Genomic DNA, 22610 nt, shown 5'->3' on the forward strand with positions numbered 1-22610 from the left:
CAGGCCGGGGCGGGCCGCGCCGCCGCGCCCGCGCCGGCGGCGGAGTCCGCCCCGACCGTGTCCGGGATCGCCCGGTGACCGCCGCCGGCCCCGCCGCGCCGCACCTCGCCGGCCTCGCGCACCTGCCCGCCGTCGGCCTCGACGAGCTCCAGGCCACGGCCGCGCTGCAGACCCGGGTCGACCGCAAGTACGTCCTCCCGCTCGAGGCCCTGCCCGACCTGGTCGCGGCCCTCCCGGACGGCACCCGCCGCCTGGTCATCGACGGCCGGGACGCCTTCGGGTACGAGTCCGTGTACTTCGACACCCCGGACCTCGACGCGTTCCACCTCGCCGCGGGCCGCCGACGTCGCCGGTACAAGGTCCGGACCCGCACCTACACCGACACCGGCGGCTGCTGGCTGGAGGTGAAGACCCGCGGCCCGCGCGGCACCACCGTCAAGGACCGGCGGGAGCACGACGTCCGCGCCCGGGACGAGGTGGGCGACGCGCTCGGGTTCGTCGTCGACACCCTGGCGGCCCACGGCGTCGCCCTCCCGGACCCGCGGTCCGGGGACGAGCCCCTGCTCGCGCCGACGCTCACCACCCAGTACCGCCGCCGCACCCTGCACCTCCCGGACGGCGCGCGGCTCACCGTCGACACCGGGCTCGAGTGGCTCGGCGCGCGCTCCGCCGCGGCCGTCCCCGGGCACGCCGTCGTCGAGACCAAGAGCGTCGGCGGCGCGTCCGCCGCGGACCGCGCCCTGTGGTCCCTCGGCCACCGGCCGAGCCGCATCTCCAAGTACGCCACCGGGCTGGTCGTCCTCGACCCCGCCCTCGGCGGCCGGCCGTGGCGGCGCACCCTGCGCCGCTCGCTCGCCGCCTGACCCCCGCGCCGACCCCCGGCACCCACCCCGCGCGACCCACGACCCCCGCCGCGCCACCCCGACCCCCACGAAGGAGCCCACCGTGCGCCGACCCCGCCGCGTCATCGCCGTCCCCGCCGTCCTGCTGTCCCTCCTCCTCGCCGGCTGCACCACCGACGCCCTCGCCGACACCAGCTCCGGGTCGTCCGGCACCTCCGCCGACGGCTCGACGAGCACCACCGTCACCGACGTCGCCGCCGGCGCCACCGCCGAGGAGGTGCTCGCCGCGAACGCCGACGTGCACGACGTCGCCGACGCGGGCGCCGCGACCGGCACGATCACCCTCGACGGCGACACCGCCACGTCGGACTCCGACGGCGTCACCGTCGACGGCTCCGTCGTCACGATCACCGCCGGTGGGACCTACACGATCACCGGCACCCTGGACGACGGCCAGGTCGTCGTCGACGCCGGCGACGCGGTCGTGCACCTGGTGCTCGACGGCGCCGACATCACCTCGTCGACCGGCGCCGCCCTCGTGGTCAGCAGCGCGGGGTCGGCGGTGGTCGAGCTCGCCGACGGCTCGGTCAACGCCCTCACCGACGCCGCCGCGTACGCCGACGCGGACGCCGAGGACGCGCCGAACGCCGCCCTGTTCAGCACCGCCGACCTCACGATCACCGGCGACGGCGCGCTCACCGTCACCGGCAACGCGAACGACGGGATCACGTCGAAGGACGGCCTGGTGATCGAGTCCGGGCAGATCACCGTCGACGCCGTGGACGACGGCATCCGCGGCAAGGACTACCTCGTCGTCTCCGGCGGCACCCTCGACGTCGCCGCGGGGGGCGACGGCCTGAAGGCGGACGACGACAGCGACGCGACCGAGGGCTTCGTCGTCGTCTCCGGCGGCGACCTGACCGTCGCGGCCGACGGCGACGGCGTGGACGCGCAGACCGACGTCGTCGTCACCGGTGGCACCCTCGACGTGACCGCGGGCGGCGGCAGCGGCACCGAGCCGACCGACGCGACCTCGACCAAGGGCGTCAAGGGCTCCGCGAGCGTCGTCGTCGGCGGGGGCACGCTCACCGTCGACTCGTCGGACGACGCCGTGCACTCGAACGGCATCGTGTCGATCACCGACGGCGACCTGACCCTGTCCAGCGGGGACGACGGCGTGCACGCCGACGCGGCCCTCGACGTCACCGGCGGCGCGCTCGACGTGCTGACCTCCTCCGAGGGCCTCGAGGCCGAGGCGATCACCCTCGCCGGTGGGGACATCACCGTCGTGGCCTCGGACGACGGCGTCAACGCCGCCAGCAGCGCCTCGGGCAGCACCGAGGACGCCCAGGGCGACTGGGCCGGACCCGGGGGCGAGTCGTCCGGCACCGCCAGCCTCACCATCACCGGTGGCACGGTCGCCGTCGACGCGGGCGGCGACGGCCTCGACGCCAACGGCACGCTCACCGTGTCCGGCGGCACCGTCGTCGTGCACGGGCCGACGAACGACGGCAACGGCGCGATCGACGCCGACAGCACCCCGTCCGTCACCGGCGGCACCCTCGTCGCCGCGGGCTCCTCCGGCATGGCCATGGCCCCCGGCACCGACGGGCAGGGCTGGGTGTCCGCGACCTTCGACAGCGCGCAGGCCGCGGGCACCACCCTCGCCGTGGTCGACGCCGACGGCACCGTCGTCGCGACCTTCACCCCGACGAAGGACATCGCCTCGCTCGTGATCTCGGCCGCGGGCCTCACGGCGGGGGAGCAGTACACCGTCGTCTCGGGGGCCACCGCGTCCGGGGACGCGGTCGAGGGCTACACCGCGTCGGGCGACGCCTCGGGCGCGACCGAGGTGCTCACCGTCACCGCGGGCGAGCACACGGCCGGGATGGGCGGCGGCATGCCGGGCGGCGGCCAGGGCGCCGGCGGCCAGGGCGGTGGCCGGCCGGGTGGCAACGGCTGACCCGACCCAGCCGCGAGTGGATCCCTTCGCACGCACACGCCCGGGCGTGGCGGTGCGAAGGGATCCACTCGCGCGCGGGGTCGCCGACCACACGCCCCGACATAGGGTGGGCCGCGTGACCGTGCGCCGCGTGATGGGGATCGAGACCGAGTACGGCGTGCTGCAGCCCGGCCGCCCGACCGCCAACCCGATGCTCCTGTCCAGCCACGTCGTCGCCGTGCACGCCGCGGCCCGCCAGGGAGGCCGCGCCAAGGCCCGCTGGGACTACGACGACGAGGACCCCCTGCAGGACGCCCGCGGCTTCCACCTGCAGCGCGCCGCGGCGCACCCGTCCCTGCTCACCGACGACCCGGACCGCCCGGCCCCGTCCGGCGACGGCCCCGCACCGGACGGCCCGGCCGACGGCCCGCAGGCGGTCGCCCGGTCCCTCGTCGAGGAGTACGAGGACCCCGGCGCGGCCAACGTCATCCTCACCAACGGCGCCCGGCTGTACGTCGACCACGCGCACCCCGAGTACTCCTCGCCCGAGGTCACCAACCCCCTGGACGCCGTCCGGTGGGACCGCGCGGGGGAGCTCGTCATGCTGGCCTCCGTCCGCGCCCTCGCGTCCACCCCGGCCCTGCCGGACGTCGCGCTGTACAAGAACAACGTCGACGGCAAGGGCGCCACCTACGGCACCCACGAGAACTTCCTCGTCGAGCGGTCCGTGCCCTTCGTCGACCTGGCCGCGCGGCTCACGCCGTTCCTCGTCACCCGCCAGGTGTTCACCGGCGCCGGGCGCGTCGGGATCGGCCAGCGCGGCGAGGAGGCCGGCTTCCAGCTCTCCCAGCGCGCCGACTACATGGAGGCGGAGGTCGGCCTCGAGACGACCCTCCGCCGCCCCATCGTCAACACCCGCGACGAGCCGCACGCCGACCCCGACAAGTGGCGGCGGCTGCACGTCATCATCGGCGACGCCAACCAGCTCGAGGTCCCGACCTACCTCAAGCTCGGCACCACCTCCCTCGTCCTGTGGCTCATCGAGCGCATCGCCGACGGCTCCGCCGCCGACCTCGGCCGCACGCTCGACCGCCTCGCCCTGGCCGACCCGGTGGGCTCCGTCCACGCCGTCAGCCACGACCTCACCCTCACCCGGAGGCTGCACCTCGCCGACGGCCGGCTGCTCACGGCGATCGAGGTCCAGCAGGAGTACCTGGCCGCCGTGCGGACCGCCCTCGGTCGCACCTCCGTCGGCGGCGACGGCCCCGATGCGCAGACCGCCGACGTCCTCGCCCGGTGGGGATCCCTGCTCGACCGGCTCGCCACCGACCCGGCCTCCTGCGCCCGCGAGGTCGAGTGGCTCGCCAAGATGCGGCTCCTCGAGGGCCTGCGCCGCCGCGACCACCTCGACTGGGACCACCCGCGGCTGGCCGCCGTCGACCTCCAGTGGTCCGACGTCCGCCCCGAGCGCGGCCTCTACCACCGGCTCGTCCAGGCGGGCGCCGTCGAGCGGCTCGTCCCCGACGAGGACGTGCGCGCCGCCGTCACCGCCCCGCCCGAGGACACCCGCGCGTACTTCCGCGGCCGGACCATCGCCCGGTTCGGCGCCCACGTCTCCGCGGCCAGCTGGGACTCCGTCGTCTTCGACGTCCCCGGCGCGCCCACCCTCCAGCGCGTGCCCATGCGCGACCCGCTGCGCGGCACGCGGGCCCACGTCGAGACCCTGCTCGAGACCTCCCCGGACGTCGCGAGCCTCCTGGCGGCCCTCGGGTCCTGACCTGCCACGGGGCCCCGCGCCGCGCCGCGCCCGGCCCCCAGGGGAATGCGCGCCGACCAGGGCCTAGGGTGGTGGCACTGCGGGTCGCACGCCCAGCGCGCGCGGCCCGTGCCCGACTACCGCCGGAGGTGCACATGGCTGGTCAGGAGCGCGCTCGGGACCGTCGCGAGGACGACGAGCCGGTCGACGGGCCGGACGTCGAGCAGGTGACCGCCGCCGCGCAGCAGCGCGACGCCGAGGTCGACGCCCTCCTCGAGGAGATCGACGACGTCCTCGAGACCAACGCCGAGCAGTTCGTGCGCGGGTTCGTGCAGAAGGGCGGGCAGTGACGCGTGCCGACGGACCCGCTGATCCCGGCGGGGCGGCTGCCCGGGGCGTTCACCACCCCCGGGTCGTCGTCCTTCGTCGACTTCCTCGCCCAGCACGCCCCGGACCTGCTGCCCGGGCGGCGCACCCCCCTGCCCGTCGGTGACGTGAGCCCCGGCACGAGCGCCCCGCACGCGACCACCATCGTCGCGCTGTCCTTCGCGGGCGGCGTCGTCATGGCCGGCGACCGGCGCGCCACCATGGGCTCCCAGATCGCCTCCCGGGACATCGAGAAGGTGTTCCCGGCCGACGACTACTCCGCCGTCGGCATCGCCGGCACCGCGGGGCTCGCCGTCGAGCTCGTCCGGCTGTTCCAGCTCGAGCTCGAGCACTACGAGAAGATCGAGGGCACCCTGCTCTCCCTCGACGGCAGGGCCAACCGGCTCGCCACCATGATCCGCGGCAACCTCGGCCTCGCCCTGCAGGGCCTCGCCGTCGTCCCGCTGTTCGCCGGCTTCGACCTCGACCGGGGCTCCGGCCGGATCTTCTCCTACGACGTCACCGGCGGCCGGTACGAGGAGCACCAGCACCACAGCGTCGGCTCCGGCTCCGTGTTCGCCCGCGGCTCCCTCAAGAAGCTCTGGCGGCCCGGGCTCGACGCCGACGAGGCCGTGCGCGTCGCCGTCGAGGCCCTCGTCGACGCCGCCGACGACGACTCCGCCACCGGCGGTCCCGACACGTCCCGGCGGATCTGGCCCGTCGTCGCCACCGTCACCGCCGCCGGCTACCTCCGGGTGCCGCAGGACGACCTCGGCGAGGTGGTGGCCCGCGTCCTGGCCGACCGCGCCGAGCAGCACGCCCGCGCCCGCGCGCAGGAGGAGGCCGACCGATGAGCATGCCGTTCTACGTCTCGCCCGAGCAGCTGATGAAGGACCGGGCCGACTACGCGCGCAAAGGCATCGCGCGCGGCCGCTCCGTCGTCGTCCTGGCCTACGAGGACGGCATCGCCTTCGCGACCGAGAACCCGTCCCGCGCGCTGCACAAGATCTCCGAGATCTACGACCGCATCGCGTTCGCCGCCGTCGGCAAGTACAACGAGTTCGAGAACCTGCGCGTCGCCGGCGTCCGGTACGCCGACCTGCGCGGCTACTCCTACGACCGGCGCGACGTCAACGCCCGCGGCCTCGCCAACGCCTACGCGCAGACCCTCGGCACCGTCTTCACCACCGAGTCCAAGCCCCTCGAGGTCGAGATCGTCGTCGCCGAGGTCGGCCCCGACGCCGCCAGCGACCAGATCTACCGGCTGTCCTACGATGGCTCCGTCGCCGACGAGCGCGGCTTCGTCGTCATGGGCGGCCAGGCCGAGCGGCTGCGCGAGGAGGTCGCCGGGGCCTGGACGCCCGGCATGCCCCTCGCCGCCGTGCTCCAGCTCGCCGTCCGGGTGCTCGGCGCGCCCGCCGCCGGGGCCGACGAGGACGACCGCCGCGTCATCCCCGCCGCCCAGCTCGAGGTCGCGGTCCTCGACCGCACGCGCCCGCGCCGCGCGTTCCGGCGCCTGTCCGGCGTGGTCCTCGAGGACCTGCTGGACTCGGCCGCAGCACCCGACCTGCCCTGAGGAGCCAGCCCATGGACCGACGCATCTTCGGCCTGGAGACCGAGTACGGCGTCACCTGCGCCGCGGAGGACGGGCGCGGGCTGTCCGCCGACGAGGTCGCCCGGTACCTGTTCCGCAAGGTCGTCGCGTGGGGGCGCTCGTCCAACGTCTTCCTGCGCAACGGCTCGCGGCTCTACCTCGACGTCGGCTCGCACCCCGAGTACGCCACCGCCGAGTGCGACGACTGGCGGCAGCTCGTCACCCACGACCGGGCGGGGGAGCGGATCCTCGAGGGGCTCGTCGCCGACGCCCAGCAGCGGCTCGAGCACGAGGGCCTCTCCGGGCGGATCCACCTGTTCAAGAACAACACCGACTCCGCCGGCAACTCCTACGGCTGCCACGAGAACTACCTCGTCCGCCGGCAGGGCGACTTCTCCCGGCTGTCCGACGTGCTGGTGCCCTTCCTCATCACCCGGCAGATCCTCACCGGCGCCGGCAAGGTCCTCGCCACCCCGCGCGGCGCCGTCTTCTGCCTGTCCCAGCGCGCCGACCACATCTGGGAGTCCGTCTCCTCGGCCACCACCCGGTCCCGGCCCATCATCAACACCCGCGACGAGCCGCACGCCGACGCCGAGCACTACCGCCGGCTGCACGTCATCGTCGGCGACTCGTCCATGTCCGAGACGACGACCATGCTCAAGGTCGGCTCCACCGACCTCGTCCTGCGGCTCGTCGAGGCCGGCCTGCCCATGCGGGACCTCACCCTCGAGAACCCCATCCGGGCCATCCGCGAGATCAGCCACGACGTCACCGGCACGCACCCCGTCACCCTCGTGAGCGGGCGTACCGTCACCGCCGTCGACCTCCAGGAGGAGTACCTCGGCCGCGTCCAGGACTGGGTCGCCGCCGAGACCGACCCCACCCCCGAGGTCAAGCAGGTGCTCGAGCTCTGGGAGCGCGGCCTGCGCGCCCTGCGCACCGGGGACCTGTCCCTCGTCGAGCGCGAGCTCGACTGGGTCATCAAGTACCGGCTCATCGAGCGGTACCGCGCCAAGCACGGCCTCGACCTGTCCGACGTCCGGGTCGCCCGCATGGACCTCGCGTACCACGACATCTCCCGCACCGAGGGCCTGTACAACCTGCTCGCCCAGCGCGGGCTCGTCGAGCGCGTCACCACCGACGTCGAGGTCTTCGAGGCCACCTCCGTGCCCCCGCAGACCACCCGCGCCAAGCTCCGCGGCGAGTTCGTCCAGGCCGCCCAGGAGGCCCGGCGCGACTACACCGTCGACTGGGTGCACCTCAAGCTCAACGACCAGGCCCAGCGCACCGTCCTGTGCAAGGACCCCTTCCGCAACGTCGACGACCGGGTGGAGCGGCTCATCGAGTCCATGTGACCGCGGCCCCGCCGGGTCTTCACCGGACCCGACCGAGGGGGCGTCCGGAGGGGGGTGCCGGGACCCGTACAGTGGGCGCGCACCTTGCAGGACCCTCGGAAGGAACGACGTGCGACGACTCGTGGCCGCCTGCGCCGCCGCGGCGATGCTGCTGCTCGCGGCCTGCTCCGCGCAGGAACCGGAACCGCCGGAGGTCGTCGTCACCGGCGACGCCGGCACCGCACCCACCGTCACCTACCGCACCCCGCTCAGCATCACCGAGCCCAGCCACGAGGTCGTCTGGCCCGGCACCGGGCCCGACCTCGTCGAGGGACGACCCGTCCTGCTCGACTTCTGGCTCGAGGACGCCGCCGACGCCTCCCTCGTCAAGGAGTCCTACAGCTCCAGCCCCACCCCGCGGCTCCTCACCGAGGAGGACCTCGGCAAGGACCTGTACGCCACCCTCTCCGGCCAGAAGGTCGGCGCGCGCCTGCTCCAGCTGAGCCCCGCCTCCGACGCCAGCGCGTCGTCCTACCCGACCGTCACCGTGCTCGACGTCCTGCCCATCCGCGCCGCCGGCGAGCCCGTCGCCCCGCGCGAGGGCATGCCCGCCGTCACCCTCGACGACGACGGCGCCCCGTCCCTCGCGCCCACCGGCACCGAGCCGCCCGCCGACCTCGTCGTCCAGCCGCTCCTGAGGGGCACCGGCGCCCAGGTCGCCGAGGGCGACGTCATCACCGTCCAGTACACCGGCTTCGTCTGGTCCACCGGCGAGGCCTTCGACTCCACCTGGACCAACGGCAGCCCCAACACCTTCCCGCTCGACGACGTCCCCGCCTGGTCCGAGGCCCTCGTCGAGCAGACCGTCGGCAGCCAGGTCATGGTCGTCGTCCCGCCGTCCTACGCCCTCGGCGCCACCCAGAGCGAAGAGCTCCAGGGGCAGACCATCGTCTTCGTCATCGACCTGCTCGCCACCCGCACCCCCGCGGCCGACGGCGGCGACCCGGGCGCGACCGACGCGCCGGAAGGGGAGTGACCGTGTCCGTCGCCCTGCGGGTGATCCCGTGCCTCGACGTCGACGCCGGCCGCGTGGTCAAGGGCGTCAACTTCGCCAACCTGCGTGACGCCGGCGACCCCGTCGAGCTCGCGCGCCGCTACGACGCCGAGGGCGCCGACGAGGTCACCTTCCTCGACGTCTCCGCCTCCTCCGGCGACCGCGAGACCACCTACGACGTCGTCCGCCGCACCGCCGAGGAGGTCTTCGTCCCCCTCACCGTCGGCGGCGGCGTCCGGTCCGCCGACGACGTCGACCGGCTCCTGCGCGCCGGCGCCGACAAGGTCGGTGTCAACACCGCCGCCATCGCCCGGCCCGAGCTCATCGCCGAGATCGCCCACCGGTTCGGCAGCCAGGTCCTCACCCTCTCCGTCGACGCCCGGCGCGTCACCGGGGACACCCGCACCGACTCCGGCTACGAGGTCACCACCCACGGCGGGCGGCAGGGCACCGGCATCGACGCCGTCGCGTGGGCCGTGCGGGCCGCCGACCTCGGCGCGGGGGAGATCCTGCTCAACTCCATGGACGCCGACGGCACCGAGGCCGGCTTCGACCTCGAGATGCTGCGCGACGTCCGGCGCGAGGTGCGCATCCCGCTCATCGCCTCCGGCGGCGCCGGCACGGTCGAGCACTTCGCCGCCGCCGCCGACGCGGGCGCCGACGCCGTCCTCGCGGCCAGCGTGTTCCACTTCGGGCAGCTCACCGTCGGGCAGGTCAAGGACCACCTGCGCGCCACGGGGCACACCGTTCGATGACCCGCGGCTGACCCCGTCCGCCGAAGGCCTGCGGCGGGGCGGGCGGGTCTGGCAGGGTCGGGGCATGCGGAGCGCCGACGCCTCGACCAGCCGACTCCGGACCTCCCTCGCGGCCGCGGCGACCCTCGCCGCCTGCGGGGTGGTGCTGGCCGTCCTCGCCGCGCAGGACGGGAGGACCCTGGCCCTGTTCATCGCGTGCCTCCAGGTCGTCGCGGCGGGCTGGATCCTCGTGGACCACACCCGGGAGCTCCGCCGGCGAGGGGCCGCGCGCGGGCGGTGAGGTGCGGTCCTGCGCCCCGGCACGGCACGATGGGGCGATGCAGCGCATCGGACTGACCGGGGGGATCGCGGCCGGCAAGTCGGTCGCGGCCGAGCGCCTCGCCGCGCGGGGCGCCGTCCTCATCGACTACGACCAGCTGTCGCGGGACGCCGTCGCGCCGGGATCCGCCGGGTTGGCTGCGGTCGTCGAGGCCTTCGGCGACGGGGTCCTCCTGTCCGACGGCACCCTCGACCGGCCCGCGCTCGGCGCGGTGGTCTTCGCCGACGCCGACGCGCGCGAACGCCTCAACGGCATCGTGCACCCCGTCGTGCGCCGGCTCGCCGCCGAGCGGGAGGCCGCCGCGGCGACCGCCGATCCCGGCGCCGTCGTCGTGCACGACGTGCCGCTGCTCGTCGAGACCGGGCGCGCCGACGCGTTCCACCTGGTCGTCCTCGTGCACACCCCGGCCGTCCTGCGCGTCGAGCGACTCGTCCGGACCCGCGGTCTCGAGCGGGACGAGGCCGAGCGGCGCATCGCCGCCCAGGCCACGGACGACGAGCGCCTCGCCGTCGCCGACGTCGTCCTCGACGGCTCCGGCGCTCCCGCGGACCTGCAGCAGCAGGTCGACGAGCTGTGGGACCGACTCGCCGCCGAGCGGCACGACGAGCAGGAGGTGGACGCCCCGTGACCCGAGGCGCCGAGCAGACCGACGACGGGACGATGCCGGATTGCCTGGCGGGAGCGAACCGGGGCGCGGGCGGCGGGGCGGTGCCGACCGTGCTGCTCACCGGCTTCGAGCCGTTCGAGGAGCAGGAGGTCAACGCCTCCTGGGCCGCTGTGCGCGAGGTCGCGGAGTCGTGGGACCAGACCGCCGAGGGTGCTGCCCTCGTCACGGCCCTCCTGCCCGTCTCCTTCGCGCGCGCCCCGCGGCGCCTGGCGGAGCTCCTGCTCGACGTCCGGCCGGACCTCGTCGTCGCCGTCGGCGAGGCGGGTGGACGGTCGGCCGTGTCGGTGGAGCGCGTGGCCGTGAACGTCCAGGACGCCCGCATCGCCGACGAGGACGGAGCTGAGCCCGTCGACGTGCCCGTGGTCCCCGGTGGCGACGCGGCGTACTTCTCGACCCTGCCGGTCAAGGCCTGCCTGGCGGCGCTGCGCGAGGCGGGCGTCCCGGGCGAGGTCTCGAACAGCGCCGGTACGTTCGTCTGCAACACGATCGCCTACGCCCTGGCCGACCAGCTCGCCGCAGGACACGCCCCGGGGGCGCGCGGCGGCTTCGTGCACGTGCCGAGGCTGCCCGAGCAGGTACCCGTGGGCGCGGCGTCGCTGGGCGTCGAGGCGGCAGCGGAGGGGTTGCGGGCCGTGCTGCGCGCTGCGCTGCGGACGACCGAGGACGTCCGGCTGGCTGCGGGCACGCAGGCCTGATCCTGCTCGGCGGCTACGGAGGCGCCCGCCGGGCGCGTCGGGGCCGCCCAGCGCCGATCATGCTGCTCGGCGCGGCTGCTGCTCGGGTCGTTCCTAGTACGGCGGCGGTGCTGGCAGATGCGGGCGTCCGGTCAGGTGGATGGTCGGCTCCTCGGTGCCGGGCCTGACGCGGAACGCGTGCCCGGTGGGGGTGCGCCAGACGAACTCCCCGGCGGTGGGTTGGCGCACGCGCAGGATGCCGGCGGTCTTGAGCCGGTGGTGGGTGCGGCACAGCGGCCCGAGGTTGTGGGCGCACGTCGACCCGAGCGGTCGGGGCGGTGAGCCGTCGACCGGCGGGTGGTACTCCACTGTGTGGTCGAGGTCGCACCGTGCGGCGGGCACGGGGCAGCCGGGTGCGGTGCAGTACTTGTCGCGGTGCCGGACGTGGTCGGCCAGCGCGGCGGGTGGCCGGTAGGTGGTGCGTCCGACGTCCAGGACGGTCCCGGACAGCGGGTCGGTGACGATCCGTTGCCAGGTGGACCCGAGGTCCAGGGCCATCGCCCGGGCCTGCTGGGCGTCGATCGGGCCGTACCCGGCGAGCTCGCCGGGCTCGTCGTCGGCGCCCATGAGCGTCGACAGCGCGAGGGTGACGTGAACGACGGTCCGCGGGCCGCTCGGGCACGCGTGCCCAGGGTGGGCCGGGGCGGCCTCCACCGGGGTGGTCTCCGTCGGTTCGCCCTCCCTCGCGTCGCCCTCCCGCTCCTCACCGTCCTGCGGTGCGACCCCTGTCAGCGCGGCCACCCCCGCAGCGCGGGCCGGCGCCCCGCAGGCGTCCAGGTCGTCGTAGGCCCAGCCGCGCTGGGACGGCAGCACGGTGCCGTCAGGTGCCACGACGTGCTGGGACCGGCCCAGCAGCCGGTCGACGAGCTCGTCCGCCCGGAGCTGGTCCAGCGTCCGCGCGTCCCCTGCCTCGCGGGACCGTCGGGCGAGGGCGTCGAGCATGCCGTCGACGCGCACGGCCTCGGCTGCCGGGAGCACGGCCCACAGACCTGCCATCCCGTCCTGCAGGATCCGCGGCCGGGAGACCACCCGGCAGTCGCGAGCGGCCCGGTGCCGGTCGGCGACTCCCTCCGGGTCGACCCGGTTCAGCGCCCGGGCGACGTCGGCGCGGACCTGCTTCACCGAGCGACCCGCCACGCGCGGCAGCACCTCGGCCTCGACGGCGGCTGCGACGTGCGCGGGCTCGTCGCCGGCGCCCTGCACGATCGCGCGGGCCTGGGCCGGCTCGATCCGCCCGTCGGCCAGGGCGGCACCGGTGTCGGCCAGGGCGTCGGCGTAGGCGCGGCCCTCACGGATGAGCATCTTGGCCTCGCCCGGCGGGACCAGGAGCCGCGCGGACAGGTCGGCGGCGGCGATGTCGGCGTGCACGAACGCGGTGCCCTCGGGCAGCGACCGGCACACCGCTGCCAGGTCGGGGTGCCGTAGGTCGGGGTGCCGCGCCAGCGTGGCGGCCGCGGCGGTCTCGAGGGCGTGCGCGTGCGCGGCGATCCGCCGGGCCTGGACGACGACCTCGGGCAGCTCGTACGACGGCAGCGCGCCCAGGTCGAGGCCCTCCAGCTCGGCCAGCAGGGCCGCCCCGGCGGGCATCGCGTCCAGCCGCTCCCCGAGGCCGTCGCCCGGGACCGCGCCACCGGCGACCGCGTCAGCGTCGCCGCCGTCGAGGTCGGGTGCGTTGCGTTCCTGCACGTCATCGGGCATGTGAGCCACGCTACGACTCGCCGCCGACGCTCTCCCGCAGCGCACGCCGCCGCCTGGGGACGACGCACGACACCGAGCCTGTGGAGGACTCGGCGCCCGCTCACCGAGCGCCACCGGCCCCGCGCCACGCGCACCGGGACCGCGGTGCTCCGCCACCGGGCGCCCCGCTCACCCCGCCGCGCCCCGGCCGCGCCGCCGCCTCGAGCCGCCACGCCCTCGGCGAACCCGACCCCCCTGCCCAGCGCGTGTGTCAGACCTGCGTCGTACGGTTGACGCATGCGTCCCGTGACCGACCTGCAGCGCACCGTCGCCCCGTTCGAGGTGGTGTCCGAGTACCAGCCCTCCGGCGACCAGCCGCAGGCCATCGCGGAGCTCGCCCAGCGCATCCAGGCGGGGGAGAAGGACGTCACGCTCCTCGGCGCCACGGGTACCGGCAAGTCGGCGACGACGGCCTGGCTCATCGAGAAGCTGCAGCGGCCGACGCTGGTCATGGCGCCTAACAAGACCCTCGCCGCGCAGCTCGCCAACGAGTTCCGCGAGCTGCTGCCCAACAACGCGGTCGAGTACTTCGTCTCGTACTACGACTACTACCAGCCCGAGGCGTACATCGCGCAGACGGACACGTACATCGAGAAGGACTCGTCGATCAACGACGAGGTGGAGCGGCTGCGGCACTCGGCGACGTCCTCGCTGCTGACCCGCCGCGACGTGGTCGTGGTCGCGTCGGTGTCTTGCATCTACGGCCTGGGCACGCCGCAGGAGTACGTGGACCGCATGGTGACGCTCGACGTGGGCGACCAGGTGGACCGGGACGCGCTGCTGCGCCAGTTCGTGTCGATGCAGTACTCCCGCAACGACATGGCGTTCACCCGCGGCACGTTCCGGGTGCGCGGCGACACCGTGGAGATCATCCCGGTGTACGAGGAGCTGGCGATCCGCATCGAGTTCTTCGGCGACGAGATCGAGGCGATCCAGACGCTGCACCCGCTGACGGGTGAGGTCGTCCGGAACGAGAAGCAGGTGCACGTCTTCCCGGCGACCCACTACGTCGCCGGCCCCGAGCGCATGGAGCGCGCGATCAACGGCATCGAGCACGAGCTCGAGGAGCGCCTCAAGGACCTCGAGCGCGCGAACAAGCTGCTCGAGGCCCAGCGGCTGCGCATGCGCACGACCTACGACATCGAGATGATGCGGCAGATCGGCTCGTGCTCCGGCATCGAGAACTACTCGCGGCACATCGACGGCCGCGCGCCGGGGACGGCGCCGAACACGCTGCTCGACTACTTCCCCGAGGACTTCCTGCTCGTCATCGACGAGTCGCACGTGACGGTCCCGCAGATCGGCGCGATGTTCGAGGGCGACATGTCCCGCAAGCGGAACCTCGTCGACTTCGGTTTCCGGCTGCCGAGCGCGATGGACAACCGGCCGCTGCGCTGGGAGGAGTTCGTCGAGCGGATCGGGCAGACGGTCTACCTGTCGGCGACGCCCGGTGACTACGAGCTCGCGATGTCCGACGGCGTGGTCGAGCAGATCATCCGCCCCACCGGCCTGGTCGACCCGCAGGTGGTCGTGAAGCCCACGAAGGGCCAGATCGACGACCTGCTGGAGGAGATCCGGCTCCGGGTCGAGAAGGACGAGCGCGTGCTCGTCACGACGCTCACCAAGAAGATGGCCGAGGACCTCACGGACTACTTCCTCGAGAAGGGCGTCCGGGTCCGGTACCTGCACTCGGAGGTGGACACGCTCCGCCGCGTGGAGCTGCTCCGCGAGCTCCGCATGGGCGAGTACGACGTGCTGGTGGGCATCAACCTGCTCCGCGAGGGCCTGGACCTGCCCGAGGTGTCGCTGGTCGCGATCCTCGACGCGGACAAGGAGGGCTTCCTGCGGTCCGGCAAGTCGCTGATCCAGACGATCGGCCGCGCGGCCCGCAACGTGTCCGGTCAGGTCCACATGTACGCGGACAAGATCACGCCCGCGATGCAGCTCGCGCTCGACGAGACGGACCGCCGCCGCGAGAAGCAGATCGCGTACAACACCGAGCGCGGCATCGACCCGCAGCCGCTCCGCAAGAAGATCGGCGACATCACCGACCTCCTCGCGCGCGAGGACGCGGACACGGCGGAGCTGCTCGGCGGCGCGGGCCGGCAGGCCAGCCGCGGCAAGGCGCCGGTCCCGGGGCTCGGCTCGAAGGCCGGGCCGCCGACGGAGCGCACGAAGCTCGCGGGCGCGGCGGCGGGCGAGCTCGCCGGCCTGATCCAGGAGCTGACCGACCAGATGCACGTGGCGGCGGGGGAGCTGCAGTTCGAGCTCGCGGCCCGGCTGCGCGACGAGATCTCCGGGCTGAAGAAGGAGCTGCGGCAGATGCACGCCGCGACGGCCTGACCCGGCCCCCGGCGCAGGACTCCCGTGCCCGACCGGGCGCAGCGGAGCGCCCACCGACGATCGGAGGCACGCATGGCGCTCGAGGTGCAGGTGGTGATCGACGCGCGCTCGCCCCGCGCGCTCGGCACGTTCTGGGCGTTCGCGCTCGGTTACGTCGAGGAGCCGCCGCCGGCGGGCTTCGACTCGTGGGACGCGGCACTCGACGCCTGGGGCTTCCCGCCCGAGGACCGGGACCTGGCGTACGCGGTCGTGGACCCCGCCGGCGCGGGCCCGCGGGTGTTCTTCCAGCGCGTGCCCGAGGACAAGACGGTGAAGAACCGGGTGCACCTCGACGTGCGCTACTCGGCTGCCCAGGGCGTCGACCGGGAGGACCGCGCGGCCAAGCTCGCCGCGGCGAAGGAGCACGCGGCAGCCCTCGTCCAGGCCGGCGCGACGGTGCTGCGCGAGGTCGACGACCCGCGCGAGGGCGCCTGGGTGGTCATGGCCGACCCGGAGGGCAACGAGTTCTGCGTGACCTGAGGAACAGCCGGAACGAGCTCGCGACCGTCGTCGCGGGGGCGCTCACGTGACGCGCAGGTGCCAGCCCGCGTAGGCGAACGCGTCGCCGATGCGCCGGACCACGAGGTCAGCGCGCTCACGGGGGAGCGGAGCGAGGGAGTCGGTGTACAGCTCGAAACCCGTCCGTCGCCCTCCGCGCGCTTCCGCGCTCACGCGGACGTCGCCGAGTCCGTCCGTGTACACGACGGCGAGCGGGCCTGCGATCCTGACCGACCACCCCTCCTCCGACCTGATCGTGCCGAGGAGCGTCTTCCTGAGCCGGGGAGCGTCGCGCTCGGTCACGGCACCAGGGCCCGGATCGGAGCGCCGCAGCCGCGGAGGACCGGACGCCGAGTTCTCGTCCGGATGCCGAGGCGGTTCGCATCGTCCCTTGGGTGCGACCCCGACGCGGCGCGGTCGAGCATCATCGCACGCTCCACTCGACCCGGAACTTCTGCCCCAGCGCCTCGACGGTCCCCGACGCCCACTGACCGATCACCGCGTCGAGGTTCTGCCCGAGGACGAAGGCGTCCTCATCGCGACCGTCGTCGAGCGCCACCCACTCCTCGATCGTCTCGACCGGCTCGCCCCAGCGGCTCCACCACAGGAGCCCGCCGACCCTGGGCGTGTAGACCGTGCGCTGGAGCAGGACCTCGCCGACACGAACACCGTCCACGGTCAGGACTCCGGCCCGACCGCGGAAGGGGTCGAGCCGGGGGTCGTGCGGGTCGGCGGGTGGGGGCTTCAGCGGCATCGCGGCACTCGGCGGTCGACGGGATCCGACGAGCGAGCGACAGGGCGCGTCACGGCAGACGCCCGAGCGACATGAGCGCGGCCTGCATCGTGAGGTCGAGGCCGCCGCTCGTCCGGAGCCGCAGGGTCGAGTCGGGCGCGAGCCGGTCGCGGTCGACGGTGAGCTCCAGGACCGGCTCTCCGCGGGCGGGCGTCGCCGAGGCCGTGCGCGCGACCATGTCCTCGCCCGGTGGGCCGAGGCGCAGGGCCCGGACGCCCTGCAGCTCCAGCAGTCGGCGGTTCCCGGCGGAGTCCGTGACGAGCCGCACGACCCGGTTCGCGAGGTCGATCTCGACGACGTCGAGAGCGAGGCCGGTGCTCGGGTCGAGGCTGTCCGCCTCGGTGTGCAGCCACGGGGTGCGGCGCGTGCGACGTGCGCTGCTCACGGTCGAGGTGTCGGCCCCGGTCGCGCTGAGCATCCGGCCGCGGGCGAGCTCGAGACCGGTGCAGACGGTGTCGAGGGCCAGGCCGCCGTCGGTCGCGAGCCGGAGGACGCGGCTGCCCCGGTCTTCGCGGTGCGTGCCGTCGGACACCTCGAACCCGTCGAACCTCGTGTCGCCGGTCTGCGAGTCGTCCGCGAACAGGTGGGGCTCGGTGCTGGCGGGGGAGAAGTACCGGTGCACCCCGGTGCAGACGATCGTCGCCACCGAGGTCTCCCCGAAGACGCCAAGAAGGAGCCGGCGCGCCCGCAGGTCGAGCTGGAGGTTCAGCAGGGCGTACCGGGCGCCCAGGTCGACGACACGCCCGTCCGTGGTGAACGCGGCTGCGTCCCGAGCCGCGAACTCGATGCTGCTCACGTGCGTTCCTGCCCGTCGTCGGTCATCGCCAGGCCGGGTCGATCTGGCTGAGCTGGCGGTCGAGGCTCCAGCCCTCGGGGCGGTCCGTCCCGGTGAACCACGGAGCGCCTCTCGCGATCCATCGGTCCCGGTAGCGGCGGACGGCCGTGGTGCTGACGTCGTCGACGCCCGACTCGGCCCCGCAGCACGAGCAGATCACGTACTGGCCGGATCCCGCGCCGCGGAAGCGCTCGTCGTCCTCGTCGAGGCCGCACACGCGACAGCGCGTCTCCGCCGTCGCCGACACGCCCCGCCCCGGCCCCCGGGGTTCGTGCTTCAGCCGCACCTGCCAGCCCGTGTCGGAGCGGAGCACGTGGGACTCGCGTCGCGCGTGGTCGAAGGTCACGCGCTCGCCATCCACGGTGACGTGCAGAACGGGACGTCGGAACCGGCGGGGTCTCTCGACGACGCCGCCGTGGTCCAGGTACGCCATCGCGGCGGCCGTGGACGCCCGGAGTGCCGCGACGACCTCGGTGTCGGTCGGCTCCTTGTCGGGTTCCCACAGGAAGAACCCGGCGTCGACCCACACCGAGAAGTACCAGTCACCGGGCGACTCGACGACGGCGGTGCGGCCGTTCTTCTCGAGCCGGAGCGCCGCCACGTCCCCCCGGGTCAGGACGGTGCGGCGGAGGTCGGTCCGGTGGCGGGTCAGGGCGTCGAGGAGACGGACGAGATCGGCGGTCGTCACGGCGTCGCGGCCGTGAACCGCGTGCTCCCCGCCGGCCCGCGGCTCGATGGGGAACGCGGGCCGCCGACGCCTGTTCCGACCTCCCACGAGGGTCCCTCCCGCTGGTCCGACGTCGCTGCTGCCCGTGTCTTGACAGCCGGACGCTAGCGGCCGTGCGCCGGGTGCGGGCACCGGACCGGCGACAGTTCACCCGGGTGCCACGGCCGGCGGACGGCGTTCGCCCGACCGGTGACCTGGACGACGCGACGACGGTCGTGACGCCGTCGATCGTCACCGACAGCGCCCGCCGGTGGTCGAGCGCCCGGTACCTCCCTCTGCGATCGCGTCGACCAGGCATGACCCGCGTCACACACCCAACCGGTGGCGCCGCGAGGTGCGCGTAGGACCCATGACCTATGCTTGCGCACGCAGTGGAGGGGAGTATCCCGACACGACGCCCCCGTCATCACGGTCGTCGACGACGCCGACCCGGGACGTCGGCCCGTTCTACGGGTGGGAGAGACCTCCGGTACTCAGCCGTATCTTCAGCCGTCTGTACCGGAGGAAAGCTCTATGTCCGTCGACCTGTGGGTCTGGATCGCGACCGGCGTCGCGATCGTCGGGATGATCCTGTTCGACTTCTTCGCGCACGTGCGCACGCCGCACGCGCCGTCGTTCCGCGAGGCGGCCATCTGGTCGGCGGTCTACGTCGGTCTGGCGATCGTGTTCGGCGTGGGGCTCGGCTTCGTGTGGGGCTGGGACCACGGGACCGAGTACTTCGCGGGGTACGTGACCGAGAAGAGCCTCTCGGTCGACAACCTCTTCGTCTTCCTCATCATCATGACGAAGTTCGCGGTGCCCCGGGAGTTCCAGCAGAAGGTGCTCCTGGTCGGCGTGGTGATCGCGCTGGTGCTGCGCACGGTGTTCATCCTGCTCGGCGCCGCGGCGATCGAGCAGTGGTCCTGGGTGTTCTACATCTTCGGCGCGTTCCTCGTGTACACCGGCGCGAAGCTGGCGAAGGAGAAGCACGACGACGACGAGCTCTCGCACGCGGACGAGCAGAAGGACGGGCTCGCGGTCCGGCTGCTCAAGCGGGTCGTGCCCTCGACGGACGAGTACCACGGCGACCGCCTGACCACGAAGATCGACGGCAAGCGGTTCATCACCCCGATGCTGGTCGTGATGGTGGCCATCGGCGCCACCGACGTGCTGTTCGCGCTCGACTCGATCCCGGCGATCTACGGCCTGACGCAGGAGCCGTACATCGTGTTCACGGCGAACGCGTTCGCCCTGCTCGGCCTGCGCCAGCTGTACTTCCTCATCGGCGGGCTGCTGGAGCGCCTGGTGTACCTGAACAAGGGTCTGGCGTTCATCCTGGCGTTCATCGGCCTGAAGCTGGTCTTCCACGCGATGCACGTGAACGAGCTGCCGTTCATCAACGGCGGCGAGCACATCGAGTGGGCCCCCGAGATCCCCACGTGGCTGTCCCTGCTCGTGATCCTCGGTACGCTCACGGTCGCGACCGTCGCGAGCCTGGCCAAGACCCGGCGCGACCGGGACGCCGCTCCCGCCCTGACCGACGAGCAGGAGCCCGCCGCCACCAAGGAGCACTGACCCGCGCATGGACGTCTCCCCGCTCGTCTGGGTCGTGTCCCTCGGCCTCGCCGCCGCCGTCCTGATCGTGGACGTGGCGGTGGTGGGCCGGCGGCCGCACATCCCGACGACGGCGGAGTGCCTGCGGTACCTGGGGATGTACATCGGGCTCGCGCTGGTGTTCGCCGTGGTCGTCGCCCTCGTGTGGGGCGGCGGCCCGGCGGGCGAGTTCGTCGCCGGCTGGCTGACGGAGTACTCGCTCTCGGTCGACAACCTGTTCGTGTTCCTGCTGATCATGAGCCGGTTCGCGGTGCCGCGGCAGTACCAGCAGACGGCGCTGCTGATCGGCATCATCCTGGCGCTCGTGTTCCGCGGGGTGTTCATCGGGATCGGCGCCGCGGCGATCGCGTCGTTCTCCTGGGTGTTCTACCTGTTCGGCGCGTTCCTGGTGTGGACGGCCGTGAAGGTGGCCCGCGAGGGCGTGGGGGAGGACGCGGACGAGGCGGCGGAGGACTACAAGGCGCCGGCGCTGGTGCGCGTGGTGCAGCGGTTCCTGCCGACGACCGACGGGTACGACGGCGTCCGGCTGACCGCGAAGGTCGACGGCCGTCGGCACGTGACGCCGATGCTGCTCGTGCTGGTCGCGATTGGGGCGACGGATCTGCTGTTCGCCTTCGACTCGATCCCCGCGGTGTTCGGCCTGACCCAGGAGCCGTACCTCGTCCTGATGGCGAACGTGTTCGCGCTGATGGGCCTGCGCCAGCTGTACTTCCTGCTCGGCGGGCTGCTGACGCGGCTGCGCTACCTGAACATCGGCCTTGGCGTGCTGCTCGGGTTCATCGGCGTGAAGCTCGTGCTCCAGGCGCTGCACGAGAACACGCTGCCGTTCGTGAACGGCGGCGAGCCGGTGGGCTGGGCGCCGGAGCTGCCGTCGTGGGTGTCGCTGGCGGTGATCGTGGTGACCCTGGGGCTCACAGCGGTCACGAGCATCGCGGCGTCGCGCCGGGACGAGCGCCGGGCCGCCGCGGCGGCACCCGCCGGGCGCACGGCGGACACCGAGGACGCCGACCGCCGCGCCTGACCGGGCCGGTCCGTCAGACGCCGGACGGGGCCCAGGGGCCGAGGATCAGGTTCCACGCCCGGATCTCGACGTCGGCGATGACGCCGGCCCGCGCGAACGGGTCGTCGGCGAGCAGCACCTCGAGGGCGGCGCGGTCGGTGGTCTCGAAGACGAGCAGTGCGCCGGGCGCGCCGTCGGTGAACGGGCCGGACCCGCGCAGCAGGCCGCGGTCGGCGAGGCCGCGCAGGTAGGCGCGGTGCTCGGGGCGGACCTCGTCCTGCAGGTCGGCGCGCTGGTCGTAGGTGTACCGGACGGCGAAGGTGGCCATGCCGCCATCCTGCCGCACCGGGCGCCGCACCGGGCGCCGCACCGGCGGCGCACGGCCCCGCCGGCCCGGCCCCGCGGGCCCGGGCGGCGGTGGCAGAGTGGACGGCATGACCCGCACCGCGGCACCGCGCGCCCTGCTCACCGACGACCTGCTGGCCCGCGCGGCGGAGCGCGCGCCGGTGCACGACCGGGAGAACACGTTCCCGCACGCGGACCTGGACGACCTGCGCGAGGCCGGGTACCTGCGGGCGTTCGTGCCGGAGGCGCTGGGCGGCGCCGGGCTGACGCTCGAGGACGTCGCGCGGGAGCAGGTCCGGCTGGCGGGCGCGGCACCCGCGACGGCGCTGTCGGTGAACATGCACCTGGTGGTGACCGGGATGGCCGCGGTGCTGGCGGCGCGCGGCGACGACTCGCTGGAGTTCGTGCTGCGGGACGCGGCGGCGGGGGAGGTGTTCGCGTTCGGGAACTCCGAGGCGGGGAACGACCTCGTCATGTTCGCCTCGCGCACCAGAGCGGAGCGGCAGCCCGACGGCGGCTACCGGTTCCACGGGACGAAGATCTTCACGTCGCTGTCCCCGGTGTGGACGCGGCTCGCGACGTTCGGCCTGGACGAGGACCACCCGGACGGGCCCCGCCTGGTGCACGGGGTGGTGTCCCGGACGGACGGCGGGATCGAGACGAAGGACGACTGGGACACGCTCGGCATGCGGGCGACCCAGTCCTGCACGACGGTGCTCGACGGGGCGTGCGCGGCGCCGGGCCGGGTGTTCCGCGCGCTGCCGCCCGGCCCGAGCGCCGACCCGTACGTGCTGGCGCTGTTCCAGGTGTTCGAGATCCTGCTGGCCGCGGTGTACACCGGCATCGGCCGGCGGGCGCTGGAGCTCGCGGTGGCGGCCGCGCACCGGCGGACGTCGATGAAGAACGACGGCCGGAGCTACGCGCAGGACCCGGACATCCGGTGGCGCGTCGCGGACGCCGCGATCGCCCAGGACGGGATCGAGCCGCAGGTGTGGGCGCTGGCCCGGGACGTCGACGAGGCGGTGGACCACGGGGCCCTGTGGTTCGCGAAGGTCGTCGGCCTCAAGGTGCGCGCCACGGAGACGGCCCGGGAGGTCGTGGACCGGGCGATCCGGGTGTCGGGGGGCGGGTCGTACTTCTCCCGGAGCGAGCTGGGCCGCCTGTACCGGGACGTCCTCGCGGGGCTGTTCCACCCGTCCGACGACGAGTCGGCGCACAGCACGGTCGCGAACGCGTGGCTGGGGCCGGTCGACCGCTGACCGCGAGGCGCGTCGGCACGGGGACGTCCCGCGCGTCCCCGGGACGCACGACCACCCCCGGACGCGCGACCGCCACCG

Annotated in this window: 23 protein-coding genes; 17 read left to right on the top strand and 6 right to left on the bottom strand. The window is 74.1% G+C overall.

What is annotated here, in order from left to right:
- The first annotated feature begins 74 nt into the window (after positions 1-74).
- The 12 genes from AC3WUG_RS01885 (at position 75) to pcp (ending at position 11324) form a co-directional block, all read left to right on the top strand.
- Entirely contained in the window at positions 75-863 is a 789-nt protein-coding gene (locus tag AC3WUG_RS01885) for a polyphosphate polymerase domain-containing protein (RefSeq protein WP_492326087.1), read from the top strand.
- An 82-nt stretch (positions 864-945) separates the two neighbouring features.
- Entirely contained in the window at positions 946-2805 is a 1860-nt protein-coding gene (locus AC3WUG_RS01890) for a carbohydrate-binding domain-containing protein (RefSeq protein WP_492326088.1), read from the top strand.
- Positions 2806-2920: 115 nt separating this feature from the next.
- Complete coding sequence (gene dop / locus AC3WUG_RS01895) at positions 2921-4561, top strand: depupylase/deamidase Dop (protein WP_492326089.1); 1641 nt, start codon at positions 2921-2923, stop codon at positions 4559-4561.
- Positions 4562-4695: 134 nt separating this feature from the next.
- Positions 4696-4890, top strand: coding sequence for a ubiquitin-like protein Pup (locus AC3WUG_RS01900; protein WP_147796615.1), 195 nt, complete (start codon positions 4696-4698; stop codon positions 4888-4890).
- 3 nt (positions 4891-4893) lie between these two features.
- Positions 4894-5760: a proteasome subunit beta gene (gene prcB, locus AC3WUG_RS01905; RefSeq protein ID WP_492326090.1), complete on the top strand. Its 867-nt coding sequence runs from the start codon at positions 4894-4896 to the stop codon at positions 5758-5760.
- Entirely contained in the window at positions 5757-6482 is a 726-nt protein-coding gene (gene prcA, locus AC3WUG_RS01910) for a proteasome subunit alpha (protein WP_492326091.1), read from the top strand. The genes prcB and prcA overlap by 4 nt, the downstream gene beginning before the upstream one ends.
- Positions 6483-6493: 11 nt before the next feature.
- Complete coding sequence (gene pafA, locus AC3WUG_RS01915; protein ID WP_492326092.1) at positions 6494-7855, top strand: Pup--protein ligase; 1362 nt, start codon at positions 6494-6496, stop codon at positions 7853-7855.
- A gap of 109 nt (positions 7856-7964) precedes the next feature.
- The gene (locus AC3WUG_RS01920) at positions 7965-8870 is read left to right on the top strand and encodes an FKBP-type peptidyl-prolyl cis-trans isomerase (RefSeq protein WP_492326093.1); all 906 of its coding nucleotides are present in this window, start codon (positions 7965-7967) and stop codon (positions 8868-8870) included.
- Between the two features lie 2 nt (positions 8871-8872).
- The gene (gene hisF / locus AC3WUG_RS01925) at positions 8873-9643 is read left to right on the top strand and encodes an imidazole glycerol phosphate synthase subunit HisF (RefSeq protein ID WP_492326094.1); all 771 of its coding nucleotides are present in this window, start codon (positions 8873-8875) and stop codon (positions 9641-9643) included.
- Positions 9644-9707: 64 nt separating this feature from the next.
- Complete coding sequence (locus AC3WUG_RS01930; RefSeq protein ID WP_492326095.1) at positions 9708-9923, top strand: hypothetical protein; 216 nt, start codon at positions 9708-9710, stop codon at positions 9921-9923.
- Between the two features lie 37 nt (positions 9924-9960).
- Positions 9961-10590 (top strand): dephospho-CoA kinase, encoded by a 630-nt coding sequence (gene coaE / locus AC3WUG_RS01935; protein WP_492326096.1) that lies wholly within the window; start codon positions 9961-9963, stop codon positions 10588-10590.
- Positions 10587-11324: a pyroglutamyl-peptidase I gene (gene pcp / locus AC3WUG_RS01940; RefSeq protein WP_492326097.1), complete on the top strand. Its 738-nt coding sequence runs from the start codon at positions 10587-10589 to the stop codon at positions 11322-11324. The genes coaE and pcp overlap by 4 nt, the downstream gene beginning before the upstream one ends.
- Before the next feature lie 93 nt (positions 11325-11417).
- On the opposite strand, the gene AC3WUG_RS01945 is transcribed toward pcp, so the two are convergent.
- On the bottom strand, positions 11418-13061 hold the full coding sequence (locus tag AC3WUG_RS01945; protein ID WP_492326098.1) for an HNH endonuclease signature motif containing protein: 1644 nt from the start codon (positions 13059-13061) through the stop codon (positions 11418-11420).
- Between the two features lie 276 nt (positions 13062-13337).
- Here AC3WUG_RS01945 and uvrB point away from each other — a divergent pair, with 276 nt between their 5' ends.
- Entirely contained in the window at positions 13338-15443 is a 2106-nt protein-coding gene (uvrB, locus tag AC3WUG_RS01950; protein ID WP_147796623.1) for an excinuclease ABC subunit UvrB, read from the top strand.
- A gap of 72 nt (positions 15444-15515) precedes the next feature.
- A complete protein-coding gene (locus AC3WUG_RS01955) occupies positions 15516-15962 on the top strand; it encodes a VOC family protein (protein ID WP_492326099.1) in 447 nt (148 codons plus the stop codon).
- A 42-nt stretch (positions 15963-16004) separates the two neighbouring features.
- Here AC3WUG_RS01955 and AC3WUG_RS01960 read toward each other — a convergent pair whose 3' ends face one another.
- From AC3WUG_RS01960 to AC3WUG_RS01975, 4 genes are all read right to left on the bottom strand, one after another.
- Positions 16005-16283 (bottom strand): hypothetical protein, encoded by a 279-nt coding sequence (locus tag AC3WUG_RS01960; protein WP_492326100.1) that lies wholly within the window; start codon positions 16281-16283, stop codon positions 16005-16007.
- Between the two features lie 121 nt (positions 16284-16404).
- Entirely contained in the window at positions 16405-16734 is a 330-nt protein-coding gene (locus AC3WUG_RS01965; protein ID WP_492326101.1) for a hypothetical protein, read from the bottom strand.
- A gap of 49 nt (positions 16735-16783) precedes the next feature.
- Positions 16784-17569, bottom strand: coding sequence for a hypothetical protein (locus tag AC3WUG_RS01970; RefSeq protein WP_492326102.1), 786 nt, complete (start codon positions 17567-17569; stop codon positions 16784-16786).
- Between the two features lie 22 nt (positions 17570-17591).
- Positions 17592-18296, bottom strand: a complete 705-nt coding sequence (locus AC3WUG_RS01975; RefSeq protein WP_492326103.1) for a hypothetical protein — start codon at positions 18294-18296, stop codon at positions 17592-17594.
- 552 nt (positions 18297-18848) lie between these two features.
- Between AC3WUG_RS01975 and AC3WUG_RS01980 the strand changes: the two genes are divergently transcribed.
- Both AC3WUG_RS01980 and AC3WUG_RS01985 read left to right on the top strand, forming a co-directional pair.
- Positions 18849-19889 (top strand): TerC family protein, encoded by a 1041-nt coding sequence (locus AC3WUG_RS01980; protein ID WP_492326104.1) that lies wholly within the window; start codon positions 18849-18851, stop codon positions 19887-19889.
- 7 nt (positions 19890-19896) lie between these two features.
- Entirely contained in the window at positions 19897-20949 is a 1053-nt protein-coding gene (locus tag AC3WUG_RS01985; protein ID WP_492326105.1) for a TerC/Alx family metal homeostasis membrane protein, read from the top strand.
- Between the two features lie 13 nt (positions 20950-20962).
- Here AC3WUG_RS01985 and AC3WUG_RS01990 read toward each other — a convergent pair whose 3' ends face one another.
- Positions 20963-21256, bottom strand: coding sequence for a YciI family protein (locus AC3WUG_RS01990; RefSeq protein ID WP_492326106.1), 294 nt, complete (start codon positions 21254-21256; stop codon positions 20963-20965).
- Between the two features lie 106 nt (positions 21257-21362).
- On the opposite strand from AC3WUG_RS01990, the gene AC3WUG_RS01995 reads away from it, so the two are divergent.
- The gene (locus AC3WUG_RS01995) at positions 21363-22532 is read left to right on the top strand and encodes an acyl-CoA dehydrogenase family protein (RefSeq protein WP_492326107.1); all 1170 of its coding nucleotides are present in this window, start codon (positions 21363-21365) and stop codon (positions 22530-22532) included.
- Positions 22533-22610: the final 78 nt, after the last annotated feature.

Source organism: Cellulomonas sp. EB106-03-03-XG116 (assembly GCF_058792015.1).